Here is a 24,597-nt window from a genome sequence, read left to right on the forward strand (position 1 = left end):
AAATAGATTATAGCGCGCTTTTGTTGAAATCCCGATGAGGCTAAGCCCCATCGAGACGAAAGAATCGTATCAACCCGGAATAGCGTCTTCCACGGATTCGGGGTGATCGAGCGCATAACGGAATTTTTCCATATCGATCTGTTTGTCCCATGCACCGACGACGACCGCGGCAACCGCGTTACCGCAAAGATTTCCCACCGCACGCATCTCGCTCATAAACTTATCCACACCCAAAAGTACCGCTACGGTCGCTACGGGAATCACGTCTCCCATCGCCGAAAGCGTACCGGCAAGCACGATAAAGCCCGAACCCGTCACGCCAACAGCCCCTTTGGACGCAACCATCAAAATAAAAATGATGCTGAGTTCATGCGAAAGCGTGAGCGGAATACCGAAAGCCTGTGCCAAGAAAATAATCGAAAGCGAAAGGTAAATGTTCGTACAATCCAAGTTAAATGAATAGCCCGTAGGAATCACCAACCCAGTCGTTCCGCGGCTCACGCCCGCGGCTTCCAAACGTTTCATCAACGGAGCCAACGCCGATTCGCTCGAAGAGGTCGCAAATACGATCAAGACTTCTTTAGCGATAAAACGCATAAATTTAAAGACGTTGATCTTATAAAACCATAAGATGATACCTAAAACACCGAATAAAAACGCCAATACGGAGATCAACATAACGCCAAGCAAACTTGCCATACCGATCAAAGAAGCAATACCGAATTTGCCGATCAAGAACGCCATCGCACTAAAGCTAGCAACAGGGCTGAGCCACATCAAAATCGTCAAGATTTTAAAGAAAACGTTTTGAACTTTCTCCAAAGGAGCGAGAATCGCCTCTTTGTATTTTTCTCCAAACGCGGCAATGCCGATTGCGATGACCAACGCCATGACTAACACCTGCAACGTATTGCCGTGAAGAAACGGCGTAATCGGATCAGTCGGAATCGCACTTTTTAAAATGCCCCAAACCGAGCCGGTTTGCGAAGAAGCGTTAGCGGTAAAGCTTGAAACCGCGGAGACGTCCAAAGACTCGACGTCCAGATGCATTCCGTGTCCCGGCTTCAAAAGATTGCCGAATAAAATACCGATTGCAAGGGCGAAGGTGCTGACGACTTCAAAGTAGATAAACGCTTTTAAACCGATGGAGCCAACCTCTTTCAGGCTTTCCAAACCGACGATACCCGAAATAATCGTTAAAAAGATAATCGGTCCGACCAACCATTTCAACGCTTGGATAAACCAATCGATGCCGGGTTTGGCTTGAACCGCCAAGCTCGGATTGAGCATACCCAGCGTAATTCCGGCAACAATGCCGACCACAACCCAAAACGCTAAACTTTTAATCGTATAACGTTTCCAATCTTTAAACGATGTTTTTTCCAACACAAACCCTTTAATGATAAACTGATTTGATTATGGCATAGCAAAAGAGATTTAAATGAGATTTTTTAACTAAAAGAGCGTCAAAAGAGGTAAAAAAAGAGGTACCCGTGAGGCGAACGGTAACATTCCCTCACGAGCATTTTAAAGGCGTAAAAGCATCAACCCGGAATAGCGTCTTCCACGGATTCGGGGTGATCGAGCGCATAACGGAATTTTTCCATATCGATCTGTTTGTCCCATGCACCGACGACGACCGCGGCAACCGCGTTACCGCAAAGATTTCCCACCGCGCGCATCTCGCTCATAAACTTATCCACGCCCAAAAGTGCCGCTACGGTCACGACCGGAATCGCACCGCCCATCGCCGAAAGCGTACCGGCTAGAACGATAAACCCTGAACCCGTCACGCCCACGGCCCCTTTTGAGGTAACCATTAAGATCAAAATAATACTCAACTCTTCGCCAAGCGTTAAAGGAATACCGAATGCCTGCGACAAGAAGATAATCGAAAGCGAAAGGTAAATGTTCGTACAATCCAAGTTAAACGAATAGCCCGTAGGAATAACCAAGCCCGTCGTTCCGCGGCTCACGCCCGCAGCTTCCAAACGTTTCATCAACGGAGCCAACGCCGATTCGCTCGAAGAGGTCGCAAATACGATCAAGACTTCTTTAGCGATAAAACGCATAAATTTAAAGACGTTGATTTTGAAGAACCATAAGATAATGCCTAAAATTCCGAAGATAAACGCTAAAACGGAGATCAACATAACCCCCAGCAAACTTGCCATACCGATCAAAGAAGCGAGACCGAATTTGCCGATCAAAAATGCCATCGCACTAAAGCTCGCAACCGGACTTAACCACATTAAAATCGTCAAGATTTTAAAGAAAAATCCTTGCGCAACTTCTAATGGTTTAAGGATAGCCGGTTTGTACTTGCCTCCGAACGCCGAAATTAAAATCGCCAAGACCAACGCCATGACCAAAACCTGTAAGGTATTGCCGTTTAAAAAAGGCGTTAGAGGATCGCTGGGAATCGCATTTTTCAAAATCGACCAAAACGAACCGACGTCTTGAGTCGAATGGGTGTATTTGTCAACGCTTTTGGCATCCAAGGAGTTGACGTCGAAATTCATTCCGTGTCCTGGACCAAAGAAATTGCCGAATAACACGCCGATCGCAAGAGCGAAGGTGCTGACGATTTCAAAATAGATAAACGCTTTTAAACCGATAGAGCCAACCTCTTTCAGGCTCTCCAAACCGATGATACCCGAAATAATCGTTAAAAAGATAATCGGTCCGACCAACCATTTCAACGCTTGGATAAACCAATCGATTCCCGGTTTGGCTTGAACCGCCAATTTAGGATCGACCGTCCCGAAGATAATACCCGCAATAATTGCAACGATAACCCAAAACGCTAAACTTTTAACGGTATAGCTTTTCCAATCTTTTTTCTTTGTCTCTTCCAAGGAGCCTACGCTACTCGCCATAGATGCTGTTGCTTCCAAGAAATGTCCTTTCATTAAGTTTCGATCAAAAGCGATTATAATGAACAGTTATGTCGATCTTATGTAGAGGACATTTCTTTGACTTTTAGAGCTTTTTATTTTTAAAATAATGTTTCAAAAAGAAACGTTTAAACGTTTTCGTTTGAAAGACCCATCTCCATTCCTAAAAATTTACCCGTATAGCTTCCCGATTTTTCGGCGTTACTTGCAACTTCAAACGGCGTTCCCATCGCGATTATACGCCCTCCGTAGCTTCCGCCTTCAGGCCCCATATCGATAAGATAATCGGCATTTTTGATCACATCCATGTTGTGCTCGATGACCAAAACGCTGTTACCCATATCTGTTAAATGATGTAACACTTTGACCAAACGGTCGACGTCGGCGAAGTGCAATCCGGTCGTCGGTTCGTCTAAAACATACAACGTATTGCCCGTATCTTTTTTGCTAAGTTCCTTAGCCAGTTTAATGCGTTGCGCCTCGCCGCCGCTCAGCGTCACGGCGTTTTGTCCAAGCGTGATGTATCCCAAACCGACGTCGACCAACGTTTGAATCTTTTGGTTAATTTTCGGAATCGCTTTGAAAAAGTCATGGGCTTCGTCCACGCTCATGTCCAAAACGTCGGCAATAGATTTGCCTTTGTATTTGATCTCTAGCGTTTGGGCGTTGTAGCGTTGCCCTTTACAACTGTCGCACTTGACCATGATGTCGGGTAAAAAGTGCATTTCGATCTTGATTTCGCCGTCGCCTTGACACTTTTCGCACCTTCCGCCTTTGACGTTAAACGAAAAACGCCCGACGCTGTATCCGCGAATCTGTGCCTCTTTGGTTTTGGCGAATAAGGCACGGATTTCGTCCATCACGCCCGTATAGGTCGCAGGATTGGAGCGCGGCGTTCTGCCGATCGGACTTTGATCGAGGTAGATGACTTTATCGAGTTGATCGAGTCCTATGCATTCGACGCCGGCGACTTTATTGATCTTCTTAGCGCGATTAAGGTACTCTTTGGCGACCGGAAGCAAGGTTTGAAGAATCAACGAACTTTTACCGCTACCGCTCACGCCCGTAATCGCGACGAGGTTTCCTAAAGGAATTTTAACGTCTAAGTCGTGAATGTTATTAATACTGACGTGATTGAGCTCGATCCAACGCTCTTGTGCCCTGTTCTGGCGATAATCGATCGTTTTTGTTCCGTTGATGTACTGCGCGGTGAGACTATTACTGGTTAAAAGCGCTTCGTTCGTTCCCGCAAAAACAATTTCACCGCCGAATTTTCCGGCCCCCGGACCAATATCCACCACAAAATCCGCCGTTTTGATCGTCTCTTTGTCGTGTTCGACGACAATCACGGAGTTGCCTTTTTTCTGCAAATTGCGTAAGGTTCGGATGAGTTTAAGCGTATCGCGTTCGTGAAGTCCGATGCTCGGCTCGTCTAAAACGTACATGACACCCGTCAAGCCGCTTCCGATTTGCGACGCGATGCGGATGCGTTGCGCTTCGCCGCCGCTAATGGTTCGTGCATCGCGCCCGAGACTGATGTAGCCTAAGCCTACGTCAAATAAGAAAAAGAGTCGCTCTTTGATCTCTTTTAAAATCGGTGCGGCAATCATCGTTTGTTGTGCCGACATATACGAAAAATTTTCATTGTTTTTAAAGAATTCCAAACATTGATCGATCGGAAGCTCCAAGATGTCGGAGATACGTTTTCCGGCAACGCGTACCGCAAGACTCTCTTTACGTAAGCGATGTCCGCCGCACGTGTCGCACACCTTTTCGCTCATGTATTCGCCGAGCTCTTTTTCGTCTTTAAGCATCTCGTAGGCAATTTTAATGACGCCTTCCCATTTTCGTACGAGCTTATGCTTTTTCCAAAAGAAAGTCGCTTCTTCGACGCCGCCGTGCAAAATGGCACGCTTTTGGTGCTCTTCGAGCTCTTCGTAAGGAATGCGCGTATTAATACCCGCCGCTTGGCAATACGCCTCTAAAAATTTGGCGTAAAAGCTTTTGTTAAAGCCGTAAAAAATACGAATCGCCCCTTCGTCGATGCTCACGTTTTCATTAATAATTTTCTTCAAATCCAGCGTGTAGCGAATCCCTAATCCATCACATGTAGGACATGCGCCTTTGGGAGAATTGAACGAAAACGAAAGCGGTTCTAGCGGCTCAAAACTGATTTTACAGTCAAAACACGCCAAATGTTCGCTGTAATGAATATGCGAAACAAGAAGTCCAACTTCTTCGGCATTGGCGATGTCAAGCTCGACTTCGCCGTAACTCTCCAAAAGGGCTTTTTCAATGTCGGTGGCGATACGATCACGATTTTCTTCTCGAATGACGACGCGGTCGATAATGACTTTAATCGTATGTTTTTTGGTTTTAAGAAGTTCGATCTCTTCATCGAGCCGTACCATCACGCCGTCGATCAAAGCACGCACGTAACCTTTATGGCGCAACGATTCGATCATATCGGCAAAACTGCCCTTTTTCTCGCGTACCAACGGCGCTAAGATCGAGAGCTTCGTCTCTACGGGCAATTTTAAAACCTGTTCGATAATATCCGCTACCGACATTTGCGAGATTTCTTGACCGCAAATATGACAATGCTGCTTCCCGACGCGCGCGTAAAGCAACCGCAGATAGTCGTAAATCTCGGTAATCGTCCCCACGGTTGAGCGCGGATTTTTGCTCGTGGTTTTTTGATCAATCGCGATCGCGGGCGTCAAACCCTCGATCTTCTCGACGTCGGGTTTGCCCACGCGATCTAAAAACTGTCTGGCATACGAGGAGAGCGACTCGATATAACGACGTTGCCCTTCGGCATAGAGCGTATCGAACGCCAAGGTACTTTTACCGCTTCCGCTCAGTCCCGTAAAAACGACCAGTTTATTTTTGGGAATCTCTAAGTTGATATTTTTAAGATTGTTCTCTTTTGCACCGTATATTTTGATCATAAAACATTCATCTCGCTTAAAATTTTATTGAAGGTTAAAACAAACATAACGACGTAGAGGATCAATAATGCCCGTCTTTGCATCTTTTTTTCAATGCGATGTGACGCTTTGACGCCGAAATATACGCCAATGACCGAACCTATACTCACCGCCGTCCCCACGTGATACTCCACGTAACCATGCATCGCCAAACTGGCAAACCCCGAAATTGAGCCGAAAATGACGAAAAACAACGTCGTACCGACCGCTTTTTTAATATCCCAATGCAAAAATCCGACCAAAGCGGGTGTCAAGAAAATTGCACCTCCCGTTCCCGTACTGATCGATATCGCCCCCACAATCACACCGATAAGCAATAAAAGCCCCTTAGATTCGACGGGCTGTAAAGGCACTTCAAACGTTACCGTGAACATTTTATAGATAGACATCACTAAAATAGCCCCAAAAACGATCAAAAGCGTCAAGTGGGAAAGCTTATCGACGATCATACCGCTGAATGCCGCACCGATAAAAGCCCCTAGCCCTAAAACGAATCCGCTGTTTAATGCCAACATACCGGCTTTGTGATTGTGATACGAACCGAATATAGAACTAAAGATCATCTGCATGACCGAAATACCGATGGCGGTTTTGATGTCGTAGCCCATGTAAAGAAAAATAGGCACTAAAAGCGTTCCTCCCCCGATACCGAAAAAACCGGAAGCAAAACCCACAAAAACGCCTAAAAGTCCAAATCCTATTTCCATCTATCCCGCTTTTTAAGAAGTGATCTATTTTACTCGAACCCCTCTTAATAAACGATTTAAAAACAAACGTGATCCTTTTCAAAAAGAAACGTACTGAAAAAAGACGAGACCTAAGTTCTCATCTTACGCGCCGTTTAAGTTCCCTTGCGTATAATCTTTTTCTTTAACCATACCGTTGTCTGTGGGGGTGCTGTAAAAAGCTGAGATCATACCCCAAGAAGTCCATTAATGTGGCTTCACGAACCTGATCCGGGTAATGCCGGCGTAGGAAATAAGGAGATAAACCCATGTCTAAAGTCCTCGATAATCTTGAAAAAATAGATTCATCTTACATTCAAAACTTCCCAAGTTCTCGTAAAATTTACATTCAAGGCTCACGTCCCGACATTCAAGTCCCGATGCGTGAAATCACCCTTAGTGCCACCGCTTTTGGTGATGGTAAAGTGGAGGAAAATCCACCTTTACATGTATACGATACTTCAGGCGTTTACACTGATCCCAATGTCACCATCGACTTGCATCAAGGCTTAAAACCCATTCGTGCGAAATGGATAGAGGAGCGAAATGACACGGAGCAACTAGCCGATTTTAGCTCCATCTATTTTCATAAACGTCACGATGACCAAGAACTAAACGCCCTACGCTTCCCCAACCTTAAAAAACCACGCCGTGCAAAAGCGGGCAAAAACATCACTCAAATGCACTACGCCCGTGCGGGCATCATCACCCCTGAGATGGAGTACGTCGCCATTCGTGAAAACTGCAACCTTGAAGTGGCTCGCCAAAACAAACTTTTAGGCAAGCAACACAAGGGTGAACATTTTGGGGCAAATTTGCCAGAAATTTATACGCCTGAATTTGTCCGCCAAGAGATTGCCGCAGGCAGAGCCGTCCTACCTTTAAATGTCAATCACCCCGAAGCCGAACCGATGATAATAGGTCGTAACTTCATGGTAAAAATCAACGCCAATATCGGCAACTCCGCCACCACTTCCTCCATCGAAGAAGAAGTTGAGAAGATGCTCTGGTCAACGAGATGGGGTGGCGATACGGTCATGGACTTATCGACAGGTAAGAACATCCACGAAACCAGAGAGTGGATACTAAGAAACTCCGCTGTACCCATCGGCACGGTGCCGATTTATCAAGCGTTAGAAAAAGTTCACGGCATCGCAGAAGACCTTACATGGGAAGTATTCCGTGACACGCTTATTGAGCAAGCCGAACAAGGTGTGGACTACTTCACCATTCACGCAGGCGTTCGATTAGCGTATGTACCCATGACCGCAAAACGCTTAACGGGTATCGTCTCACGAGGGGGGAGCATCATGGCAAAATGGTGTCTGCACCACCATAAAGAGAACTTCCTCTACACCCATTTTGAAGAAATCTGTGACATCATGAAAGCCTACGATGTCGCCTTTTCACTCGGAGATGGCTTACGCCCTGGCTCACTCTACGATGCCAACGATGAAGCACAATTTGCCGAACTTGAAACCTTGGGAGAACTCACCAAAATCGCTTGGAAACACGATGTACAAGTGATGATCGAAGGTCCCGGGCACGTGCCGATGCAGATGATAAAAGAGAACATGACCAAAGAGTTAGAAGACTGTTTTGAAGCACCCTTCTATACCCTCGGACCCCTAGTGACCGATGTCGCTCCAGGCTATGACCACATCACCTCAGCCATCGGTGCGGCACAAATCGGCTGGTACGGCACAGCAATGCTCTGCTACGTCACACCAAAAGAGCACTTAGGCTTGCCAAACCGTGAAGACGTGAAAGAAGGCATCATCGCCTACAAAATTGCCGCCCACGCCGCTGATCTTGCCAAAGGTTTCCCAGGAGCGCAAATCCGCGACAACGCCATGAGTAAAGCCCGTTTTGAGTTTCGTTGGTACGACCAGTTTAACATCGGCTTCGACCCAGATAGGGCTCGCGAATACCACGACAAAACTTTGCCAGTCGAGAGTGCAAAAGTCGCCCACTTCTGCTCAATGTGTGGACCAAAATTTTGCTCCATGAAAATCTCACAAGATGTACGTGACTACGCCGCAAAAATCGGTACGGATGATGTCAGTGTTGCGCTTAAAAAAGGTTTGGAAGAACAAGCAGAACACTTTAAAGAGAGCGGTGGACAGATTTATCAGTAAATAGATTAAGCCCTTGAAATCAAGGGCTTAATCTAAAACTAGCATTATTCAATTATTAAGACAAACACGTCATTTATTCTTCAATATCTTACTGAACCATCTTGTGAGCTGACTTATGATAAACTTATCCCAAAATTATCTAATAAAAGGAAATTTGTGAAGACAATTTATACCATTGGGCATTCAATATATAAAATTGAAGAATTTGGAGGATTGTTAAAACAAAACCAAATTAATACTATTGTAGATGTGCGAAGTACTCCATACAGTAAATTTGCACCACAATATAATAAAGAGTTATTAAAACAGTATTTGAAACAAAATGCAATCTGTTATATTTATATGGGAGATATGTTAGGTGCAAGATACGAAGATAAAAATCTCCTTTTTGATGATGGAAAAGTAAATTTTAAAAAGGTTCAAGAAACCAAAAATTTTCAAGATGGTATTCTAAGATTAGAAAGAGGTATCGACAAGGGATATAACATTTCTTTGATGTGTTCAGAAAAAGAGGCATTTGATTGTCATAGATTTGGACTGATTTCAGAGTTCTTATCTAAGATATTAATTAATATCAACCATATCTATCCTGATAAGATTATCCCACATAAAGAACTTGAACAAAGATTACTAAAAAAATATGAAAAAAAAATTCCAGTTGTCGATTTATTCCACCCAAATGTTAGTATTGAAGAGCAACTAAAATTAGCATACGAATTAAGAAATATAGATATTGCCTACAATGCCATTACAAATGAAGGGGATGACGAATAATGAACCTATTTACTATCGGGTATACTCAAAAAAGTGCAGAAGAGTTTTTTACGTCATTACTTCAAAATGGTGTAATAAAATTAATTGATATTAGGTTAAATAACCAATCCCAACTAGCAGGTTTTGCGAATGCAAAACATTTGCCCTATTTGTTAAAGATTCATAATATTACCTATGAGTATAAAATGGAATTCGCGCCAACAAAAGAGCTTTTAAATGGATATCAAAATAAAGTAATTGATTGGTTAGAGTATGAAAAACAATACAACCAAATTTTAGTAAATAGAGATATTTTGAAAAATATATCTATTATGGAATTTGAAAATGCAGTTTTGTTGTGCAGTGAACCAACGGCTAAACAGTGCCATCGACGGTTGGCAGTAGAATATATTGCGAAATATGTCGAAAACGTAAAGATTAAACACTTATAAAGGCATTAAAATGAGTAGAACTTTAGTAATTTTAGCAAATTCAGTTAAACATCATCTGCATTGTGTAGCTGGCAAAGATATTCATACCAAAGAATGGGTAAGACCTGTTAGTAATGATGCTGGAGAAGCTTTATCAGATGAACAGTCGTCATATGTAAATAAAGAGAACAATTGGAAAGTAAAGCCTTTAGATAAAATCACAATGGAATTTTCAAAGCATGTTCCTTTAACACAACAACCAGAAAATTATTTAATATCGAAAGAGAAATGGACTTCAAACTTTAAAATTGAAAGAAATGATCTTGCGCAATACGTTGATGCACCACAAAATATCTGGCTAGATGCCAGTACGAATACGAACCGTTTAACATCAAAGCTTGTTACTTCAAAAGAAATTATCATTACACAATCACTTTATTTAATTAAAATTGATGCATTAAGTTTACAAGTGAGCACTGAAACAATTGACAGCGAAGAAAAACGTAAATTACGAGGTTCATTTACATATAATAAAGTGAAATATGAAGGACTAACTATTACTGACCCAAAAATTTGGGGTGAATATAAAGAAAAAGCTGTTGGAAACTATGAACTTAAGGATGTTTATATATGCTTAAGTCTCGGTGAAGAATTTCGCGGATTTTATTACAAAATTATTGCAGCTATAATTTAATCAAAAGACTAAAAGAAGTGAAAGGAAAACAAGGGTCAGGGCTAAACTTTTAACTTTTTACTCTCTTCCCCTTTACATGTAAAGCTTAAACCCTCACACCTCTAACTTAATATCACCCTTAACATAGTTATGCACCAACGCTTGAATGAGGTTTTGGTAGCCGATGCCAAGCTCTTTGGATTTTGCTTTGAGAACGGCTAGGTCGCTGACGGAAAAACGAATGGTGGTTTGCCTTTTTTCATTCAATGATTTCGTGTATTTGGCATGGTTTTGGTACGTACTTAACGCTTGTTTATCTAAAGGTTTTTCACGCCATTCACCTGCTTCGATTTCACTAAGGAGTTCAGCTTCTTCGGCATCTAGGACTATTTTTTTTGTTTTCATTGTTTTTTACCTCCAAACTCTTTGACCAGTTTTCGACTGGGAATTATGGTCTTTAAAAATATTTCACTCTCATTTTCTACGAACGGAACATACCAAATGTAGCTTTTCATCTCAACAACAAAAATCTCTTGATGCGGGTATTTTTCATAGTTAGGATGCACGAGGCGATTTAAAATGTTACCTTGCTCAATTCTCTCAAGCACCTCTTCAAAACTGACCCCTCGTTGAAGTTGCAAGAGTTGATTTTTTGCTTCATCCCAACGAATGATTTTATCCACACTTTTTCCTTATCGTTGATGAAATATTTTAGTATTTTGTAGATGTTTTGTCAATACACTATTTGACTGTTCCATGATGCGGATTTGCTTCGCCTCTGGGTATGAGTTCGTCCATATGTTCCCCGCCCACGAAATACGCCTTGCCAAACCCAAACGTCGCTTCGCCATACGTCACTTTAAATTCGTAGAGATTAAAGTCCGTCATCTTTTTAAGCGTACTCACCATTTTTCCATCAAACCTTTGGGCAAATAAGTCTAGCACCGCTTCAAAACGCTTACTGCCTCGCTCAATTTTTTGGCTATCGCATTGCAAACTCACACGCTTTCGTGCAAACACATTCTCTGTTTTACTCTCATCTTCCACAAAAAAAAGCGATGCTTTTGGGTTTCTTTGAAGGTTTTTGGCGTGAGTGGCGATGTCTGAGATGTAAACGTAAAAGCGGTTGATGTCGTACACATAAGGTGCATATGAGCTAAAAGGGTGGCTGTTTTTATCCAGCGTGCCGATGATGGCGGTTTGAATCTTGGCGATAAAATGTTTCATGAATTCTCTTTTTTGATTTCATTTTATCATGCTACGACTAAAGGGCTAAAGTGCCCTAAAAATTAAAACATTCGCTTCAATTTGCGTTACTAAAATCTTTACATGTAAAAAAGAATGGGACTATTGTTTTGCGGTTGCAAGTGAAAAGCCAAAGAACATGAACGTTATACTTGCGCCTTTGTTGATTAACCTTCCTCCTCGTTCAGAGGTGAGCCAAGTGCGTGCTTTACGAGCAAAAAAAGCGTACAAACAATGGATAAGAATAACCAGTGAACTATAAGTTAAAACCAAAATTGAAAATTGCATAATGTAGTGAACTTCATTTTTATCTATAAATTGTGGGAAGATGGAGAGAAAAAAGAAAATTGCTTTAGGATTGGTTAGTTGTAAAGACAAACCTTCAAAAAAACGCTTGCTAAAACTTGCCTTATGAAGATCGCCTGCATTTAAATTAAGCGGTGGTGCCTTCCACAATTTAAGCCCAAGATACAAAAGATACAATGCCCCAATAAACTTTAAAACCGTAAAGAGAAGCGCAGAAGTTGCCAAGACGATTCCAAGGCTGGTCGCAGAAATAGCTGCAATAAGAAGTGCCCCAAAAGCAATCCCCAAAATACCACCTACGGTACCTTTCACTCCATAGCGCAGTGCGTTCGTAAGGGTCATGACGACACCAGGACCTGGGCTTAAAACGGTTAAAGTTGCCATAACTAAAAACAACAGATAAAGACTCATCACTACCACCCTCACTCAAAGATTAACCACTGTGGGTACTCTAACGCAAAACATCTTAAAAAGTATAACCTCTTTCTTTCCATTTGCGTTACAATACCTTTTTAAAAAGCTTTACATGTAAAGCTTTACTATGAACATAGCACTCTCGATTCTCGCCATTTATGTCTTCATTTTACTCGGCTACATTGCCAAAAAAATCTTCAAAGATGAATTAGCAGAACGTGGTATGGTCATTCTCTCGGTCTATTTTCTGCACCCTATCTTTTCGTTTTGGGGGCTTTCCACAAAACCTATCAGCCTAGAACTGTTGCAAGTACCACTTTACTATGTGCTTTTTTCACTTTTGACCATTGCGGTAAGCTTTATTTTTGCAAGAATATTCTTTGAAGATGTCAAAGAGCGCTCCATCATGACCATCGCTACGGCGATCAACAACACGGGAAATTTAGGCATTCCTCTAGGCATCGCTATCTTTGGGCAAGAGTCCATCATTTACACCAGCATGATGAGCGTTGCCAATACCCTTATGACTTACACGCTGGGGGTCTTTTTTTACTCAGCTGGTACGTCGAGCATGAAGCAAGCATTTTTGAACATTTTTAAACTGCCCGTCATCTGGGCGGCGATGCTTGCGATGGTGCTCAACTTTACAGGCGTTGTCATTCACCCGACACTTTTCAAGTCGTTGGAAATGGGTGCTTACTGCACCGTTGTGCTTCAGCTGATGATTTTTGGTATGTACCTTTACAACATGAAACTGGGTGAACTCAACTTCAAACTTCTTTTACATGTAAACCTCATCAAGTTTGTCATTATGCCCATCATGACGGTATGGGTACTCTTTTTTGTGCTTCCACTTGAGCCGTTTGTTGCTTCGGTGATTTTCTTAGAACTCATCGTTCCACTCGCCGTTACCAACGTGAATATTGCCGCACTGTATGACTGCAAGCCTGTAGATGTTGCAAGCCTCATTCTTTTCACTTCACTGCTTTTTGTACCTTTTTTGCTAATTGTTAGTTTTGCCTTGAGCTTTTTTGGCATTGAGCATTTTGGCTAAAACATCTCCTTACATGTAAAGTCCTCTTTCAAGAAGCCTATGCTACGATTTTCCACTCAAATAAAGGAACATCTTATGAAACTTATCTCTTGGAATGTCAATGGTATCCGCACAAAAGGGGTCGCACAAAAGGGGTCGGAGCTTGACTTTTAACTTCTCCACGCATCTAAAAAATGAGCTCTTCAAAACAATGACTCCCTCACACTTCTTGCGTTATAATACCACGAAAACAACTTTACATGTAAAACAGTTTTATGAAGGGCATGAAGATGATTATTGAAAATAGCGTTACATTGGCTATTGCAAAAAAAGAAGAACTACCCAAATTTAAAAAAGACCTACAAGCATCCTTTGCTGTGGCAGTGGTTGAAACGTTTGGTTCCACACTAGATGGTCCGATTCCCTCAGATGAAGATATTGAAGCCTCTTTCAATGAATCGGGTGCGGTTATTTATCATATTCTCTCCAACGGGGAAAAAGTAGGTGGTGCGGTCGTAACCATCAATGAACTCACCCAACACAATGCACTCTCTTTCTTCTTTATCTGCGTCAATGCACACGGCAAAGGCATGGGTACGCAAGCATGGAAAGCTATCGAAGAAAGGCACCCTAAAACAAAAGTTTGGGAAACACATACGCCTTATTTTGAGAAACGCAACATCCATTTTTATGTCAATAAATGTGGTTTTCATATTGTTGAATACTTCAATAAACATCACATAGATACGCATTTCCCGGATGACCAGAATATCCCAGTAAGTGAAGATTTTTTCCGATTTGAAAAAATAATGAAATAACTTGAGAAAAAAAATGGCTCAGCGTTTAACTTTACCCTTTACATGTAAAACTTTTCACTTCACCTCATGATGCGGATTATCTCCCGTTCGCTCGACCAGTTCGTCCATATTTTCTCCACCGATGAAGTACGCTTTACCAAACCCAAACGTCGCTTCACCGTACGTCACTTTGAATTCGTAGAGATTAAAGTCGGTCATCTTTTTCAACGTTGCGACCATTTTGGCATCAAATTTCTCTGCAAACAGACTTAAAACTTCCTCAAAACGTTCACTGCCTCGCGCTATTTTTACACTATCGCACTGCAATGAGACGCGCTTTCTGGCAAATAAATTCTCCGTTATACCCTCATCTTCCACGAAGAAAAGTGAAGCTTTGGGGTTAGCTTGAATATTTTTGGCGTGTGTTGCAATATCGGAGATATAAACGTAAAAACGGTTTTGATCGTACATGTAAGGTGCGTAAGAGCTAAAAGGAGCTCCTTTCGCGTCAAGTGTGCCGATGATGGCGGTTTGAATGCCGGCTATAAAATTTTTCATCCAGACTCTTTTTTTTCGTTTCATTGTAGCACGAAAGCATAAATGAAGATGCAAAATTGCGTTACAATACCTCTTTCACATCTTGACATGTAAAGCTGACTTATGAACATCGTGCTTTCCGTTTCGGCAATTTACGTTTTTATCGTGCTCGGGTACGTCGCCAAAAAAATTTTCAAAGACGAGCTCTCCGAGCGCGGTATGGTCATCCTCTCGGTCTATTTTTTGCATCCGATGTTCTCGTTTTGGGGGCTTTCGACCAAACCTATCAGTCTAGACTTGCTCAAAGTTCCGGCGTACTATCTTGTGTTTTCGTTTCTAACGATTGCGCTCGGCTTTTTCATTGCTCGACTTTTTTTCAACGACAAAAAAGAGCGTTCGATTATGACGATTGCCTCGGCTTTGAACAATACGGGAAACCTCGGCATTCCTTTAGGTATCGCCCTTTTGGGAGAAGAGTCCATCATCTACACCAGTATGATCAGCGTCGCAAACACCCTCATGACCTACACGCTGGGCGTTTTTTTCTATTCGGCGGGGAGCTCAAGCCTGCGACAAGCATTCGTCAATATCTTTAAACTGCCGATTATTTGGGCGGCGATGCTGGCACTTGCGTTAAATTTTTCGGGGGTTCGCATTCATCCCGTTTTGTTTCAGTCGTTGGAGATGGGAGCGTACAGCATGATCGTCATTCAGTTGATGATTTTCGGTATGTACCTTTATAACGTCAAACTCAAAGAGCTCAACGTCAAACTCTTATGGCACGTACATCTGCTCAAATTCGTTTTAATGCCCGTCTTGACGGTATGGTTGCTCTTTTTCGTTTTACCGATCACGCCGTTTGTCGCTTCGGTGCTTTTCTTGGAACTCATCGTTCCGCTCGCCGTCGTCAACGTCAACCTTGCCGCGCTCTACGACTGTCGGGCACTCGACGTGGCGAGCCTTATCTTTTTTACGTCGCTATGGTTTATCCCGTTTTTAATGCTCGCCGCCTTTATACTCTCCGCTTTTTCGCTGGGCAGTTTTGCTTAAACCTTGCGATCAAGATGCGTAATCTTCACGTAATCGTAAAAATCGCTTAAGAGCAAATAGCGCATCCCGATGTCCGCAAAGCGTTGACGTACTACCGCATCGCCTGCGTTGTAGAGATTTGCCGCTTCCAAAAACTCTTTAGGATAGCGTTTTTTTTCAAACGGGTACTCCGAAAAGCACTGCATAAAATTGGCAAAAAGGTTGTCGATGATCCGCTCTTTTTCACGCGTCGGTCGATGCAAATAGTCCTTGACTTTTTCAAATTCCCGACAAATGTATTCTAAGCATTGTTGCATGCGTCACTGCTTAAACAGGCGTTGATATTTTCGGGTACGGGCATCGTGACATGTAAGAGTTCGTTCAGGCGCGCAATATCAAAACCGCAGAGCTTTACGTCGCCTATTTGAAGGAGCGGACGGCGAATCAAAATCGGTGTGCGTATCATCGCTTCGATCAGGCTCTCTTTCGTATACTCTGCAAGCTTAAACGTACCGTCTTTAAGTTGCGGCGCAAACGGATTGAGCATCTCACGCGGCGTAAGCCCTTCAAAAAAGGCCTCAAGCGTAGGCTTGTCCCACGGAGTTTCCAACAAACTACGTACCTCAATCTCTATCCCGTATTCACGTAAAAGTGCCTTTTGGCGGGCATTGCCGCTACAACCCGTTTTTTCGTAAAAGACGATTCGTCGGTGAGGCGTAAAGACCATCGTTTGCTCCTTTGCTTTGGAGGGACTTATGCAAATTGTATGCCGCTATAGGTCGTTTTAAAAGATCGCGTGTTAAGATACGCAACGTTTTTAGAAAGGATTTTTGATGAAACTCATCTCGTGGAACGTCAACGGCATTCGCGCCGTCGCCTCGAAAAATGCATTTTCGTGGGTCGACACCTACCAACCCGATATTTTATGCTTGCAAGAGATCAAAGCCGAATACGAACAAATCCCGACCGATCTTTTTACTCATCCGCTCACGCATCGTTACGTAAACTCCGCAAAGAAAAAAGGCTACTCGGGGACGATGAGCCTTTCGCGCATCCCTTTTGCGGATACCTCAACCGACCTACAGATCGATCATACCGAAGAAGGAAGAATATTGGAACACCGTTTCGGCGACACGGTCTTGTTTAACGTCTATTTTCCCAACGGACAACAAAGCGAAGAACGCCTCGCACACAAAATGCGCTTTTACGCCGACTTTTTGGAGCACATGCAAACGCTTCGCAAACAAGGCAAAAGTATCATTGTTTGCGGCGACGTCAACACCGCCCACCGCGAAATAGACCTCGCCCACCCCAAAGCCAACGAAAATACTTCGGGCTTTTTACCCGTTGAACGCGCATGGATCGACACGCTTTTACATGTAGGTTACGTCGATACGTTTCGTCACGTTCACGGCGATCAAAAAGATGCTTACTCGTGGTGGTCGTACCGCGCGGGAGCGAGAAGCAGAAACGTGGGCTGGAGAATCGACTACTTTTTCATCTCCGAAGAACTTGCGCCAAGACTCAAAGATGCGTTTATTTTGCCCGAGATTCAAGGCTCCGACCACTGTCCCGTCGGAATCGACATCGAACTTTAATCGATACTTTAAACAAAATCCATTATAATAAGAGCATTACCAAAGGTTTTGGAAGAGTTTTTGCTTTATTACGCTAACGAAGCTTCAAAGGAATAACATTGGACGCAGCCGATCAAGAGTACGTCGCACGCAAACTGCTCTCCGGATTTGAAAATCTTTTAGATATCAGTGTCGATTTCGTAGCGGAGCTTGGAACGACGCATATCACGATTCAAAGACTTTTAAAACTGGAAAAAGGCTCGGTCATCGACTTGGAAAAACCTGCGGGAGAGAGCGTCGAACTTTACATCAACGGAAAGATTTTCGGTAAAGGCGAAGTGATGGTTTACGAAAAAAACCTTGCCATTCGTATTAACGAGATTTTAGACTCCAAAACCGTTATCCAATACTTTAAAAAAGAGAGCCTATGAGACTTTTATACGTTCTGTTTGCTCTTTCCTCTTGGCTTTGCGCTTCCAACCTTTTAACCTACAACGTCTATGAAAGAAGCGATCGCGTCGATGTGATGCTCTCGTTTGACGCGCCGCACGAAGGCAGTATTTCGCAAAAAAACGATGCGTCTTCCATTACGTTAACGATTAACGATTTAGGCTACGACAAGATGATCGAGAAGAGTATCAACTCGGCGATTATTCAAGAGCTCGTGATTATTCCGGAAAAAAACAATGCCCTTAAAGTGGTGCTCAAAAGCGATAAACGCATCAGCGTCGTCGCCTCTAAAACCGTCGACGGCTTTGGTCTTCGCATTCGCGGAAGTATTATGCAAGCCAAAACGTCCGATACCGAAGCCGCCGCTCCATCGCTTTCGCCTTCGTCTTCGAGCCCGACAAGCGATTTGATCGATACGCGCTATATCGTCGTTATTATCGTTTTACTGTTTTTAATTGCGTTGATGTTCTGGATCAAACGTCGCATCGGCGTACGAACGATTCGTCCCGCAAAAAGCGGCGGAGCGGGGAAATCTTGGCTTTTTAACCCTAAAACGGGTGTCGGTCAAGAGGTCAATTTGCTGCATAAAAAACAGCTCGATACGCAAAACAGCGTTGTTTTATTTGAATACGGTAGCATTCGTTACCTCGTTATGACCGGAAATACCAACGTTCTTTTGGAAAAATTTCAAAACGGCGAAGTCAAAGACGACAACGATTTTGAAAAAGTCTTTGAGGAAAATCGTAGGCGTTTGGACGACTACTTGAAACTGCAAGATAACAAACTTAGCACTTACAAAAATAAAGCTTCAGCGGATTACCCTCCTTTTGAAGAGGCAGAGCATTAAGCCTCGATGACGATCGCTATCTCCATTCTGTCGATTTATGCCTTTATCCTTTTAGGCTTTATGTCCAAAAAAGTGCTCAAAGAAGAGATGAACGAAAAAGGCATGGTGTTGCTTTCCATCTACTTTTTGCAACCGATGCTCTCGTTTTGGGGACTCTCTTCCCGTCCAATCGACTTATCGTTGCTTCAAGTACCGTTTTGGTATGTGGCGATTTCACTCTTTTGCGTTTTGGTGAGCTTTGTTATCGCACGTCTTTTCTTTACCGACATCAAAGAAAAATCGATTGTCACGATTTGTGTCATTATCGGCAATACGGGCAATTTAGGTATTCCTTTGGGTATTGCGCTTTTTGGCGACGCATCCATTATCTACACCAGCATGATCAATATTAGCAACGTTTTTATCGTCTATACGCTCGGCGTCTTTTTCTATTCACGCGGCAACTTTAGCATCAAAGAGTCGCTTTTTAATATCGTTAAACTTCCCGTCATCTGGTTTGCGTTTTTAGCGTTGATCCTTAATTTTTCCGGCGTGCGTTTTCATCCGGCACTGATGCGTTCCATGGAAATGGGCGCGTACTGTACGATGGTCATTCAGTTGATCGTCTTTGGCATGTACCTTTACAACATTCATCTCAAAAGCATGAACGTCACATTGGTCTTACATGTCGGAATGATTAAGTTTTTACTGACGCCGCTGATCGCAGGTGCTATTTTATTTTACGCTCTTGATTTGGAGCCGATAGTCGCGACTTTGATCTTTTTGGAGTTGATCGTTCCCTTAGCCGTTACCAACGTCAACTTGGCGGCACTGTACGAATGCAAGCCGCTAGACGTTACGATGCTCGTCTTTGTTACGTCTTTGGTGTTTATTCCGTTTTTTATTCTCGTTAGCCAGTTGTTACACTTTTTAAATATCGTGAATCTGCCATGAACGATAAAGAAGCCAGAGTAAAATACATTCGCGCGTTAGAGCGTTTCTTAAGCAGTTGCGTCAGTGCGCTGAAAAACGAACAGTTTGATTACGATCTGTTTGTCAAACGTGCGCAAAAAAGTCTCAAAACTTTACACAAAGTGCAAGCCGTGCGGCTCGATTCAACTTACACGCATACGCTCGAAGCCTACGCCAATTTTGTCGTCTCGACGATAGAAACCCAAAATGCCGACAAAGATGCCGCACATAAACGTCTTTTAAAAGAGGCGAACTTGTTGGAAAAAGAGAAATACCGCGGTAGCTACAAAAAAGAAAAGCATAAAACGCGCGGCTTTGACGACGGATATTAGATTATACTTGGACGATCACGCACGCTTTACCCGCATCTTTTGCTCGATACATCACGCTATCGGCTTCATCAAGAATCGTTTTTGCATCGTTTTGATTCTCATTAAAAAGCAAGACGCCGATGCTAGCACTGAGCGTATACTCGGTTGACAAAAGCGGGTACGGTTGCGCGATGAGCGCGGCGATTTGGTGCGCTATGCGCGTAACCGTAGGGAAAGCTTCCTCGCGGGTAAAGCCTAATTGCGTCACTAAAATCACAAATTCGTCGCCGCCGAAACGTCCTACGGTATCCGTTGTACGAACCGTTTCCCTTAAGCGACGTGCAACTTCGATGAGCAGTTCATCGCCGGCTTGATGCCCGTACGTATCGTTCAAAGGCTTAAAATCATCCAAGTCAAGGAAAATGACGCCTGCGAACGTATGCTCTTTTTTGCATGTAACAAGGCTACTTTCCAACTTATCCACAAAAAGCCTTCGGTTGGCAAGGTGCGTCAAAGGGTCGTAAAATGCTAGCTTTTTGATCTCCTCTTCTGCCGCCAAACGTTCCGTAATATCGCGCGTAATGCCGATAAACTGCATGGAGCCGTCTTGTTGATTAACGACCAGACGAGCATTGACTTCCGTCCAAACCGTGTTGCCGTCTTTACACGGTTGTTCGACTAAAACGGTTTTAGCGTCAAGAATCACACCGTTTGCCGCTTCCATGATCGCCATTTCCATGAGATGCAAAACCGTTTGCCGCGATCCTTCGCAAATAACCTCTTCAAACGATTGCTCCATCACTTCTTCCGCGCTAAATCCGCGTAATCGTTTCACGGAAGGACTGACATAAACAAATTTGCCGTCCACGCCCATCACCCAGATAACGTCATGCGAATTTTCCGCCAACCAACGATACCTTTGAATCGTTGCACTTTGAGCTTCTTGCACCATATCGATCATGGCATTAACGTCGCGGCTCAGCGCCGAGAGTTCATCGGTTTCTTTATTCAAGGGTGCTCTTTGCGTATAATCACCCGCACGCACGGCTTTCACGACGGAGCTAAGATAGCGAATCGGGGTTAAGAGATACGACTGAGAAAGAACGTAAGCGATCCAAGCACTCAAACACCCCAAAACGATCAACACCGTAAATGCCATACGCATATCGTACAGCGTCAAAAGCGTGCTCACGTCGACCATCGAAAGTCCTATCCAATCCACGTAGGGCATATATGCCAACGCCACCGTATACTCTTTTCCATCGTATCGCAATTTACATGTAAAAACATCCGATGCATGAGAAGGAAGGTCTTGCATGTAACGGCGAAGCTCTTTTTGGCTCTTCGTATCAAGATACGGCCAAATAGTCTTCCACGTATTTGACGCGCTCGTGTGAACGTTATGCGTGACTTTGCTAAAGTCGGGGTGCCCGAGGATCACACCTTGTTTATTTAAAATAATCGCTTGAAAGCCTTGAGTTTTTGTTAAAACATACGCATCGATAAATTGTGCAAGATCAATCCCAAAACCCGTAACGCCCAAAGCATTTTGTTCCGTGCGAACAAGGATATTCATCCATAACTTCGTCGCTTTAACCGCCTCGTCGTAGTCGATATTTAAATTGAAGGTATCTGCCGAGCGCATCGTATGGTAAAACCACCCGTCGTTCGTGTTGGAAGAGGAGAGCTTTTTCAGCGGTTGAAAGGCGTGATAACTGCGGTTAATATCTTCGTAATAAAAATGTTCACTGCCGGCAAAGGCAACAAACCAACTATCAGCTTTTGCCATACGAAGCGAGTCGTTAAGAAGTTTTAAACTCTCTTCTTTCGCCGTTTCATCCGACTCGTTCGACAACCATCGATGCAAAGCATCCGAGGTCGTAGTATGTTCGGCTAGACGAATATTGAGAGCAAGCATATCGGCAATGCGTTGACTGTGTCGAAGAGCATGTTCGATCGCATATTTTTCACCGAACGTCAGTCTGAGATCCCGCGTTAACTGATAGGTAAAGGCAAGGCTGATACTGCCTAAGATAAGAAAAGCTACGATACTCAGTAAAATGCTACGTGCCCGTAATCCCTGTAACATAGCTCTTCCTCAAGAGTTTTTACGCTAACGAATCCTTATGATAGTGCATTTGTAAAGAAAAAGTCAATAGCTTCGCGCATCGCGTCGACGTCGTCGATTCGATTGACGCGGTCGCGAAATTCCGAAGCTTCTCGAAAGCCTTTGGAATAGGTGTGCAAATGCTTTCGAAAAAGCGAAACGCCCTGTCTTCCGTAAACCTCGATCATGGCATCAAAATGTTCGGAGACGATCTCCAAAATTTTCGTTTTATCGACAAAAGGAAGTGCGTGTTTGATTTGGTAAAAAATCCACGGATTTCCCACCGCCCCACGCCCGATCATCAGGCTATTGCACCCTGTTACCGCTTTGACATGTAAGGCTTTTTCGTAGTCGGTAATGTCTCCGTTGGCAATAACGGGAATGCGAACCGATGCACGTGCCCGTGCAATCGCTTCATAATCCACTTCCGCTTTATATCCGCCCGAACGGGTTCTGCCGTGAATACTCATAAAATCGACCCCCGCTTCTTCGCAGGCTTTGGCAATCGTCTCAGGGATTTTCGTCGTAAATCCCAAGCGAACTTTCGCGCTGGTATAGCGTTTGTTCGAATGCGTTTTGATCGTTTCGATGATTTTTTGCATATGAGGAAGATTGAGCAGTAGCGACGAACCCGCGTCTTGAGAAACGACTTTTGGTACGGGACAACCGCAATTAAGATCGATACCGTCGATGCCTTCGATGTCGTTTAGCATCAAAACCGCTTCTTTAATGACCGCTAAATCCGAGCCGGCAATCTGTACGATATAGGGAGTTTCCAACGGCGATTTCGTTAGCATTTTAAACGTTTTTGCCGAATGGTGTTTTAAGGCGTTGGCGCTGATCATTTCGGAGAAAGTCACGTCTGCGCCGAATTTTTTGACGACGGAACGAAACGGAAGATCGGTAAAACCGGCAAGCGGAGCAAGGGCTAAAATGCCCCGCTCAAAATCTATCTCATAACTCATACGCGAAGAAAGGCGTCAATATCAATGCTTTTAGCGTTATCCCTTAAAAAGAGGACGGTTTTAAATCGCACAAACTCGTCACGATCGGAATTGACTAAAATCTCACGAATTTTATCGATCATTTGAAGATCGTATAAAACATACAAATACGCATCGGCCGCAACGCTTCCTTTGGTATTGTACAGTTTTTCGAACAAGGCGATTAAAGCATCGGGAGAGAGTTTGGCTTTAATTTCGCGGGCAAGGTCCAAATAATCGATCCTATCCGCCGCGCATTGGTCGAGCATATCTTCGATGGATTTTAAATCCATATCAAAACTATCATCCGCGTCCAAATAACGCTCCATCATACGGCGAAACGCTTTTTTATCGGTAGCGAAATCGTAGCGTTTGATTTCATTGAAACTGGCAAAATTTAAAAGCGCGTTATAGGCTTTTTGACATAACTCGCTTTGGAGGTCTTTACAATTTTTCAAAACTTCCGTCGCAAATTTCGGCTCTACGCTCAATCGGTTGATCGTATTTTTAACGGCTAAAGGATTGGTTTTCGCTAAACGGTATTTTTTCATATCTTCGTAATTACCGTTTTCGATACTCACCGTCAACGCACACGCCTTTGCAACCTCTTCTTCGATAAAAGAGGTCGGCAAAGTCGGATCGAATCGCATACAGCTTAATACGCGTCCTGCGAATTTGAATCCGTCCGTTTTATAATTATGCGTTACTTCTTCGCCTAAAATACGATTTTTTGCCGCTTCTTGAAACAACTCAAAATCCTTTTTAAGTGCACGTTTGTAGAGGAAATCTTTAAAATTGTAGAAAACGAGATGAACGATCGATCCTAAGACGAGAACCAATACGGGAATCGTAATCCATAATGCCACCGGTAAGTTTAAAGAGACTCCCAAAAGCGTCAGCGCATAGCTTTCAGCGCTAAAGCTATATACGTAAAGCCCAAGAGCCACCATATAAATCAGTGATAAAAGGATATAACGTTTAATGCCCATCTTTTCCTACTTTTAGAATAATTTTCTCGTTTATTTGTTTTTTGCCGACTTCTCTATAATTTCGCGGCATACGATACAATACCTTGCATGCGGCTTGACTTTAAGACGCTGAAATCCGATCTCTTCTTCGCACATTTCGCAAATACCGTACGTACCGTTACGAATTTTATTGAGTGCAAATTCAATTTCGTTCAACTCTTTCATTTGTTGCGTACTAATCGCTTGTTCTATCATACGATCGGTACTAACGGAGGCATGATCGGCTTCATCTCCGACTTCACTGTCTTTGAGATCATCGATCTCACGCATAGAATCTTCGATGTTTTTTTTGATTTGAACCTTTCTTTCTTTTAGAAGATCCTCAAAATGCTTTAACTCGTTCTCTCTCATCCTTTGTTTCCTTTAGAAAAGTTG

At 43.3% G+C, this 24,597-nt stretch carries 27 protein-coding genes and 1 riboswitch; of the genes, 12 read left to right on the forward strand and 15 right to left on the reverse strand.

Annotated features, from left to right (window positions below; translation table 11 throughout):
* Nucleotides 1–69: 69 nt before the first annotated feature.
* From NL930_RS10135 to NL930_RS10150, 4 genes are all read right to left on the reverse strand, one after another.
* A complete protein-coding gene (locus tag NL930_RS10135; protein ID WP_254376601.1) occupies nt 70–1,386 on the reverse strand; it encodes a cation:dicarboxylate symporter family transporter in 1,317 nt (438 codons plus the stop codon).
* A 158-nt stretch (nt 1,387–1,544) separates the two neighbouring features.
* Nucleotides 1,545–2,879 (reverse strand): cation:dicarboxylate symporter family transporter, encoded by a 1,335-nt coding sequence (locus tag NL930_RS10140; RefSeq protein ID WP_254376973.1) that lies wholly within the window; start codon nt 2,877–2,879, stop codon nt 1,545–1,547.
* Between the two features lie 146 nt (nt 2,880–3,025).
* On the reverse strand, nt 3,026–5,848 hold the full coding sequence (uvrA, locus tag NL930_RS10145; RefSeq protein WP_254376602.1) for an excinuclease ABC subunit UvrA: 2,823 nt from the start codon (nt 5,846–5,848) through the stop codon (nt 3,026–3,028).
* Nucleotides 5,845–6,594, reverse strand: a complete 750-nt coding sequence (locus tag NL930_RS10150; RefSeq protein WP_254376603.1) for a sulfite exporter TauE/SafE family protein — start codon at nt 6,592–6,594, stop codon at nt 5,845–5,847. The genes uvrA and NL930_RS10150 overlap by 4 nt, the downstream gene beginning before the upstream one ends.
* A 173-nt stretch (nt 6,595–6,767) precedes the next feature.
* Nucleotides 6,768–6,883: riboswitch (TPP riboswitch) on the forward strand.
* On the opposite strand from NL930_RS10150, the gene thiC reads away from it, so the two are divergent.
* From thiC to NL930_RS10170, 4 genes are all read left to right on the forward strand, one after another.
* Nucleotides 6,882–8,750: a phosphomethylpyrimidine synthase ThiC gene (thiC, locus tag NL930_RS10155; RefSeq protein ID WP_254376604.1), complete on the forward strand. Its 1,869-nt coding sequence runs from the start codon at nt 6,882–6,884 to the stop codon at nt 8,748–8,750. It overlaps the preceding riboswitch by 2 nt.
* A gap of 156 nt (nt 8,751–8,906) precedes the next feature.
* Nucleotides 8,907–9,524 (forward strand): DUF488 family protein, encoded by a 618-nt coding sequence (locus NL930_RS10160; RefSeq protein WP_254376605.1) that lies wholly within the window; start codon nt 8,907–8,909, stop codon nt 9,522–9,524.
* Complete coding sequence (locus tag NL930_RS10165) at nt 9,524–9,955, forward strand: DUF488 family protein (RefSeq protein ID WP_254376606.1); 432 nt, start codon at nt 9,524–9,526, stop codon at nt 9,953–9,955. The genes NL930_RS10160 and NL930_RS10165 overlap by 1 nt, the downstream gene beginning before the upstream one ends.
* A gap of 10 nt (nt 9,956–9,965) precedes the next feature.
* On the forward strand, nt 9,966–10,628 hold the full coding sequence (locus NL930_RS10170; protein ID WP_254376607.1) for a hypothetical protein: 663 nt from the start codon (nt 9,966–9,968) through the stop codon (nt 10,626–10,628).
* Nucleotides 10,629–10,721: 93 nt separating this feature from the next.
* Here the strand turns inward: NL930_RS10170 and NL930_RS10175 are convergent, their stop codons facing one another.
* The 4 genes from NL930_RS10175 to NL930_RS10190 form a co-directional block, all read right to left on the reverse strand.
* Nucleotides 10,722–11,012, reverse strand: a complete 291-nt coding sequence (locus NL930_RS10175; RefSeq protein WP_254376608.1) for a hypothetical protein — start codon at nt 11,010–11,012, stop codon at nt 10,722–10,724.
* Nucleotides 11,009–11,290, reverse strand: a complete 282-nt coding sequence (locus NL930_RS10180; RefSeq protein WP_254376609.1) for a BrnT family toxin — start codon at nt 11,288–11,290, stop codon at nt 11,009–11,011. Before NL930_RS10180 ends, NL930_RS10175 begins: the two co-directional genes overlap by 4 nt.
* Nucleotides 11,291–11,348: 58 nt before the next feature.
* The gene (locus NL930_RS10185) at nt 11,349–11,834 is read right to left on the reverse strand and encodes a HugZ family protein (protein ID WP_254376610.1); all 486 of its coding nucleotides are present in this window, start codon (nt 11,832–11,834) and stop codon (nt 11,349–11,351) included.
* Nucleotides 11,835–11,954: 120 nt separating this feature from the next.
* A complete protein-coding gene (locus NL930_RS10190; protein ID WP_254376611.1) occupies nt 11,955–12,569 on the reverse strand; it encodes a LysE family translocator in 615 nt (204 codons plus the stop codon).
* A gap of 130 nt (nt 12,570–12,699) precedes the next feature.
* Here NL930_RS10190 and NL930_RS10195 point away from each other — a divergent pair, with 130 nt between their 5' ends.
* Together NL930_RS10195 and NL930_RS10200 are read left to right on the forward strand one after the other, a co-directional pair.
* Complete coding sequence (locus NL930_RS10195; RefSeq protein WP_254376612.1) at nt 12,700–13,626, forward strand: AEC family transporter; 927 nt, start codon at nt 12,700–12,702, stop codon at nt 13,624–13,626.
* A gap of 269 nt (nt 13,627–13,895) precedes the next feature.
* Nucleotides 13,896–14,423, forward strand: coding sequence for a GNAT family N-acetyltransferase (locus NL930_RS10200; RefSeq protein ID WP_254376613.1), 528 nt, complete (start codon nt 13,896–13,898; stop codon nt 14,421–14,423).
* Nucleotides 14,424–14,477: 54 nt separating this feature from the next.
* Here NL930_RS10200 and NL930_RS10205 read toward each other — a convergent pair whose 3' ends face one another.
* Nucleotides 14,478–14,960: a HugZ family protein gene (locus tag NL930_RS10205; RefSeq protein WP_254376614.1), complete on the reverse strand. Its 483-nt coding sequence runs from the start codon at nt 14,958–14,960 to the stop codon at nt 14,478–14,480.
* A 102-nt stretch (nt 14,961–15,062) separates the two neighbouring features.
* Between NL930_RS10205 and NL930_RS10210 the strand changes: the two genes are divergently transcribed.
* Nucleotides 15,063–15,989: an AEC family transporter gene (locus NL930_RS10210; RefSeq protein ID WP_254376615.1), complete on the forward strand. Its 927-nt coding sequence runs from the start codon at nt 15,063–15,065 to the stop codon at nt 15,987–15,989.
* On the opposite strand, the gene NL930_RS10215 is transcribed toward NL930_RS10210, so the two are convergent.
* Together NL930_RS10215 and NL930_RS10220 are read right to left on the reverse strand one after the other, a co-directional pair.
* A complete protein-coding gene (locus NL930_RS10215; protein ID WP_039672312.1) occupies nt 15,986–16,285 on the reverse strand; it encodes a hypothetical protein in 300 nt (99 codons plus the stop codon). The two genes, NL930_RS10210 and NL930_RS10215, sit on opposite strands and share 4 nt — an antisense overlap.
* Nucleotides 16,270–16,695 (reverse strand): ArsC/Spx/MgsR family protein, encoded by a 426-nt coding sequence (locus tag NL930_RS10220; protein ID WP_039672311.1) that lies wholly within the window; start codon nt 16,693–16,695, stop codon nt 16,270–16,272. Before NL930_RS10220 ends, NL930_RS10215 begins: the two co-directional genes overlap by 16 nt.
* 106 nt (nt 16,696–16,801) lie before the next feature.
* Here NL930_RS10220 and NL930_RS10225 point away from each other — a divergent pair, with 106 nt between their 5' ends.
* From NL930_RS10225 to NL930_RS10245, 5 genes are all read left to right on the forward strand, one after another.
* The gene (locus tag NL930_RS10225) at nt 16,802–17,566 is read left to right on the forward strand and encodes an exodeoxyribonuclease III (RefSeq protein ID WP_254376616.1); all 765 of its coding nucleotides are present in this window, start codon (nt 16,802–16,804) and stop codon (nt 17,564–17,566) included.
* A gap of 98 nt (nt 17,567–17,664) precedes the next feature.
* A complete protein-coding gene (gene fliN / locus NL930_RS10230; RefSeq protein ID WP_039672309.1) occupies nt 17,665–17,976 on the forward strand; it encodes a flagellar motor switch protein FliN in 312 nt (103 codons plus the stop codon).
* Nucleotides 17,973–18,842 carry a hypothetical protein gene (locus NL930_RS10235; protein WP_254376617.1) on the forward strand — a complete coding sequence of 290 codons (870 nt, stop codon included), beginning with the start codon at nt 17,973–17,975 and terminating at the stop codon, nt 18,840–18,842. The genes fliN and NL930_RS10235 overlap by 4 nt, the downstream gene beginning before the upstream one ends.
* Before the next feature lie 6 nt (nt 18,843–18,848).
* Nucleotides 18,849–19,775, forward strand: coding sequence for an AEC family transporter (locus tag NL930_RS10240; RefSeq protein WP_254376618.1), 927 nt, complete (start codon nt 18,849–18,851; stop codon nt 19,773–19,775).
* Nucleotides 19,772–20,125 (forward strand): hypothetical protein, encoded by a 354-nt coding sequence (locus tag NL930_RS10245; RefSeq protein ID WP_254376619.1) that lies wholly within the window; start codon nt 19,772–19,774, stop codon nt 20,123–20,125. Before NL930_RS10240 ends, NL930_RS10245 begins: the two co-directional genes overlap by 4 nt.
* 1 nt (nt 20,126) lies before the next feature.
* Here NL930_RS10245 and NL930_RS10250 read toward each other — a convergent pair whose 3' ends face one another.
* The 4 genes from NL930_RS10250 to dksA are packed head-to-tail and all read right to left on the reverse strand — an operon-like array spanning nt 20,127 to nt 24,573.
* On the reverse strand, nt 20,127–22,193 hold the full coding sequence (locus NL930_RS10250) for a diguanylate cyclase domain-containing protein (RefSeq protein WP_254376620.1): 2,067 nt from the start codon (nt 22,191–22,193) through the stop codon (nt 20,127–20,129).
* 35 nt (nt 22,194–22,228) lie between these two features.
* A complete protein-coding gene (locus NL930_RS10255; RefSeq protein ID WP_060826504.1) occupies nt 22,229–23,176 on the reverse strand; it encodes a tRNA-dihydrouridine synthase in 948 nt (315 codons plus the stop codon).
* Nucleotides 23,173–24,183 carry a fatty-acid--CoA ligase gene (locus NL930_RS10260; RefSeq protein ID WP_254376621.1) on the reverse strand — a complete coding sequence of 337 codons (1,011 nt, stop codon included), beginning with the start codon at nt 24,181–24,183 and terminating at the stop codon, nt 23,173–23,175. The genes NL930_RS10255 and NL930_RS10260 overlap by 4 nt, the downstream gene beginning before the upstream one ends.
* A gap of 30 nt (nt 24,184–24,213) precedes the next feature.
* The gene (gene dksA / locus NL930_RS10265) at nt 24,214–24,573 is read right to left on the reverse strand and encodes an RNA polymerase-binding protein DksA (protein ID WP_039672304.1); all 360 of its coding nucleotides are present in this window, start codon (nt 24,571–24,573) and stop codon (nt 24,214–24,216) included.
* Between the last annotated feature and the right edge of the window lie 24 nt (nt 24,574–24,597).

The sequence above is a fragment of the Sulfurospirillum sp. hDNRA2 genome (assembly GCF_024206095.2).
Classification (GTDB): Bacteria; Campylobacterota; Campylobacteria; order Campylobacterales; family Sulfurospirillaceae; genus Sulfurospirillum.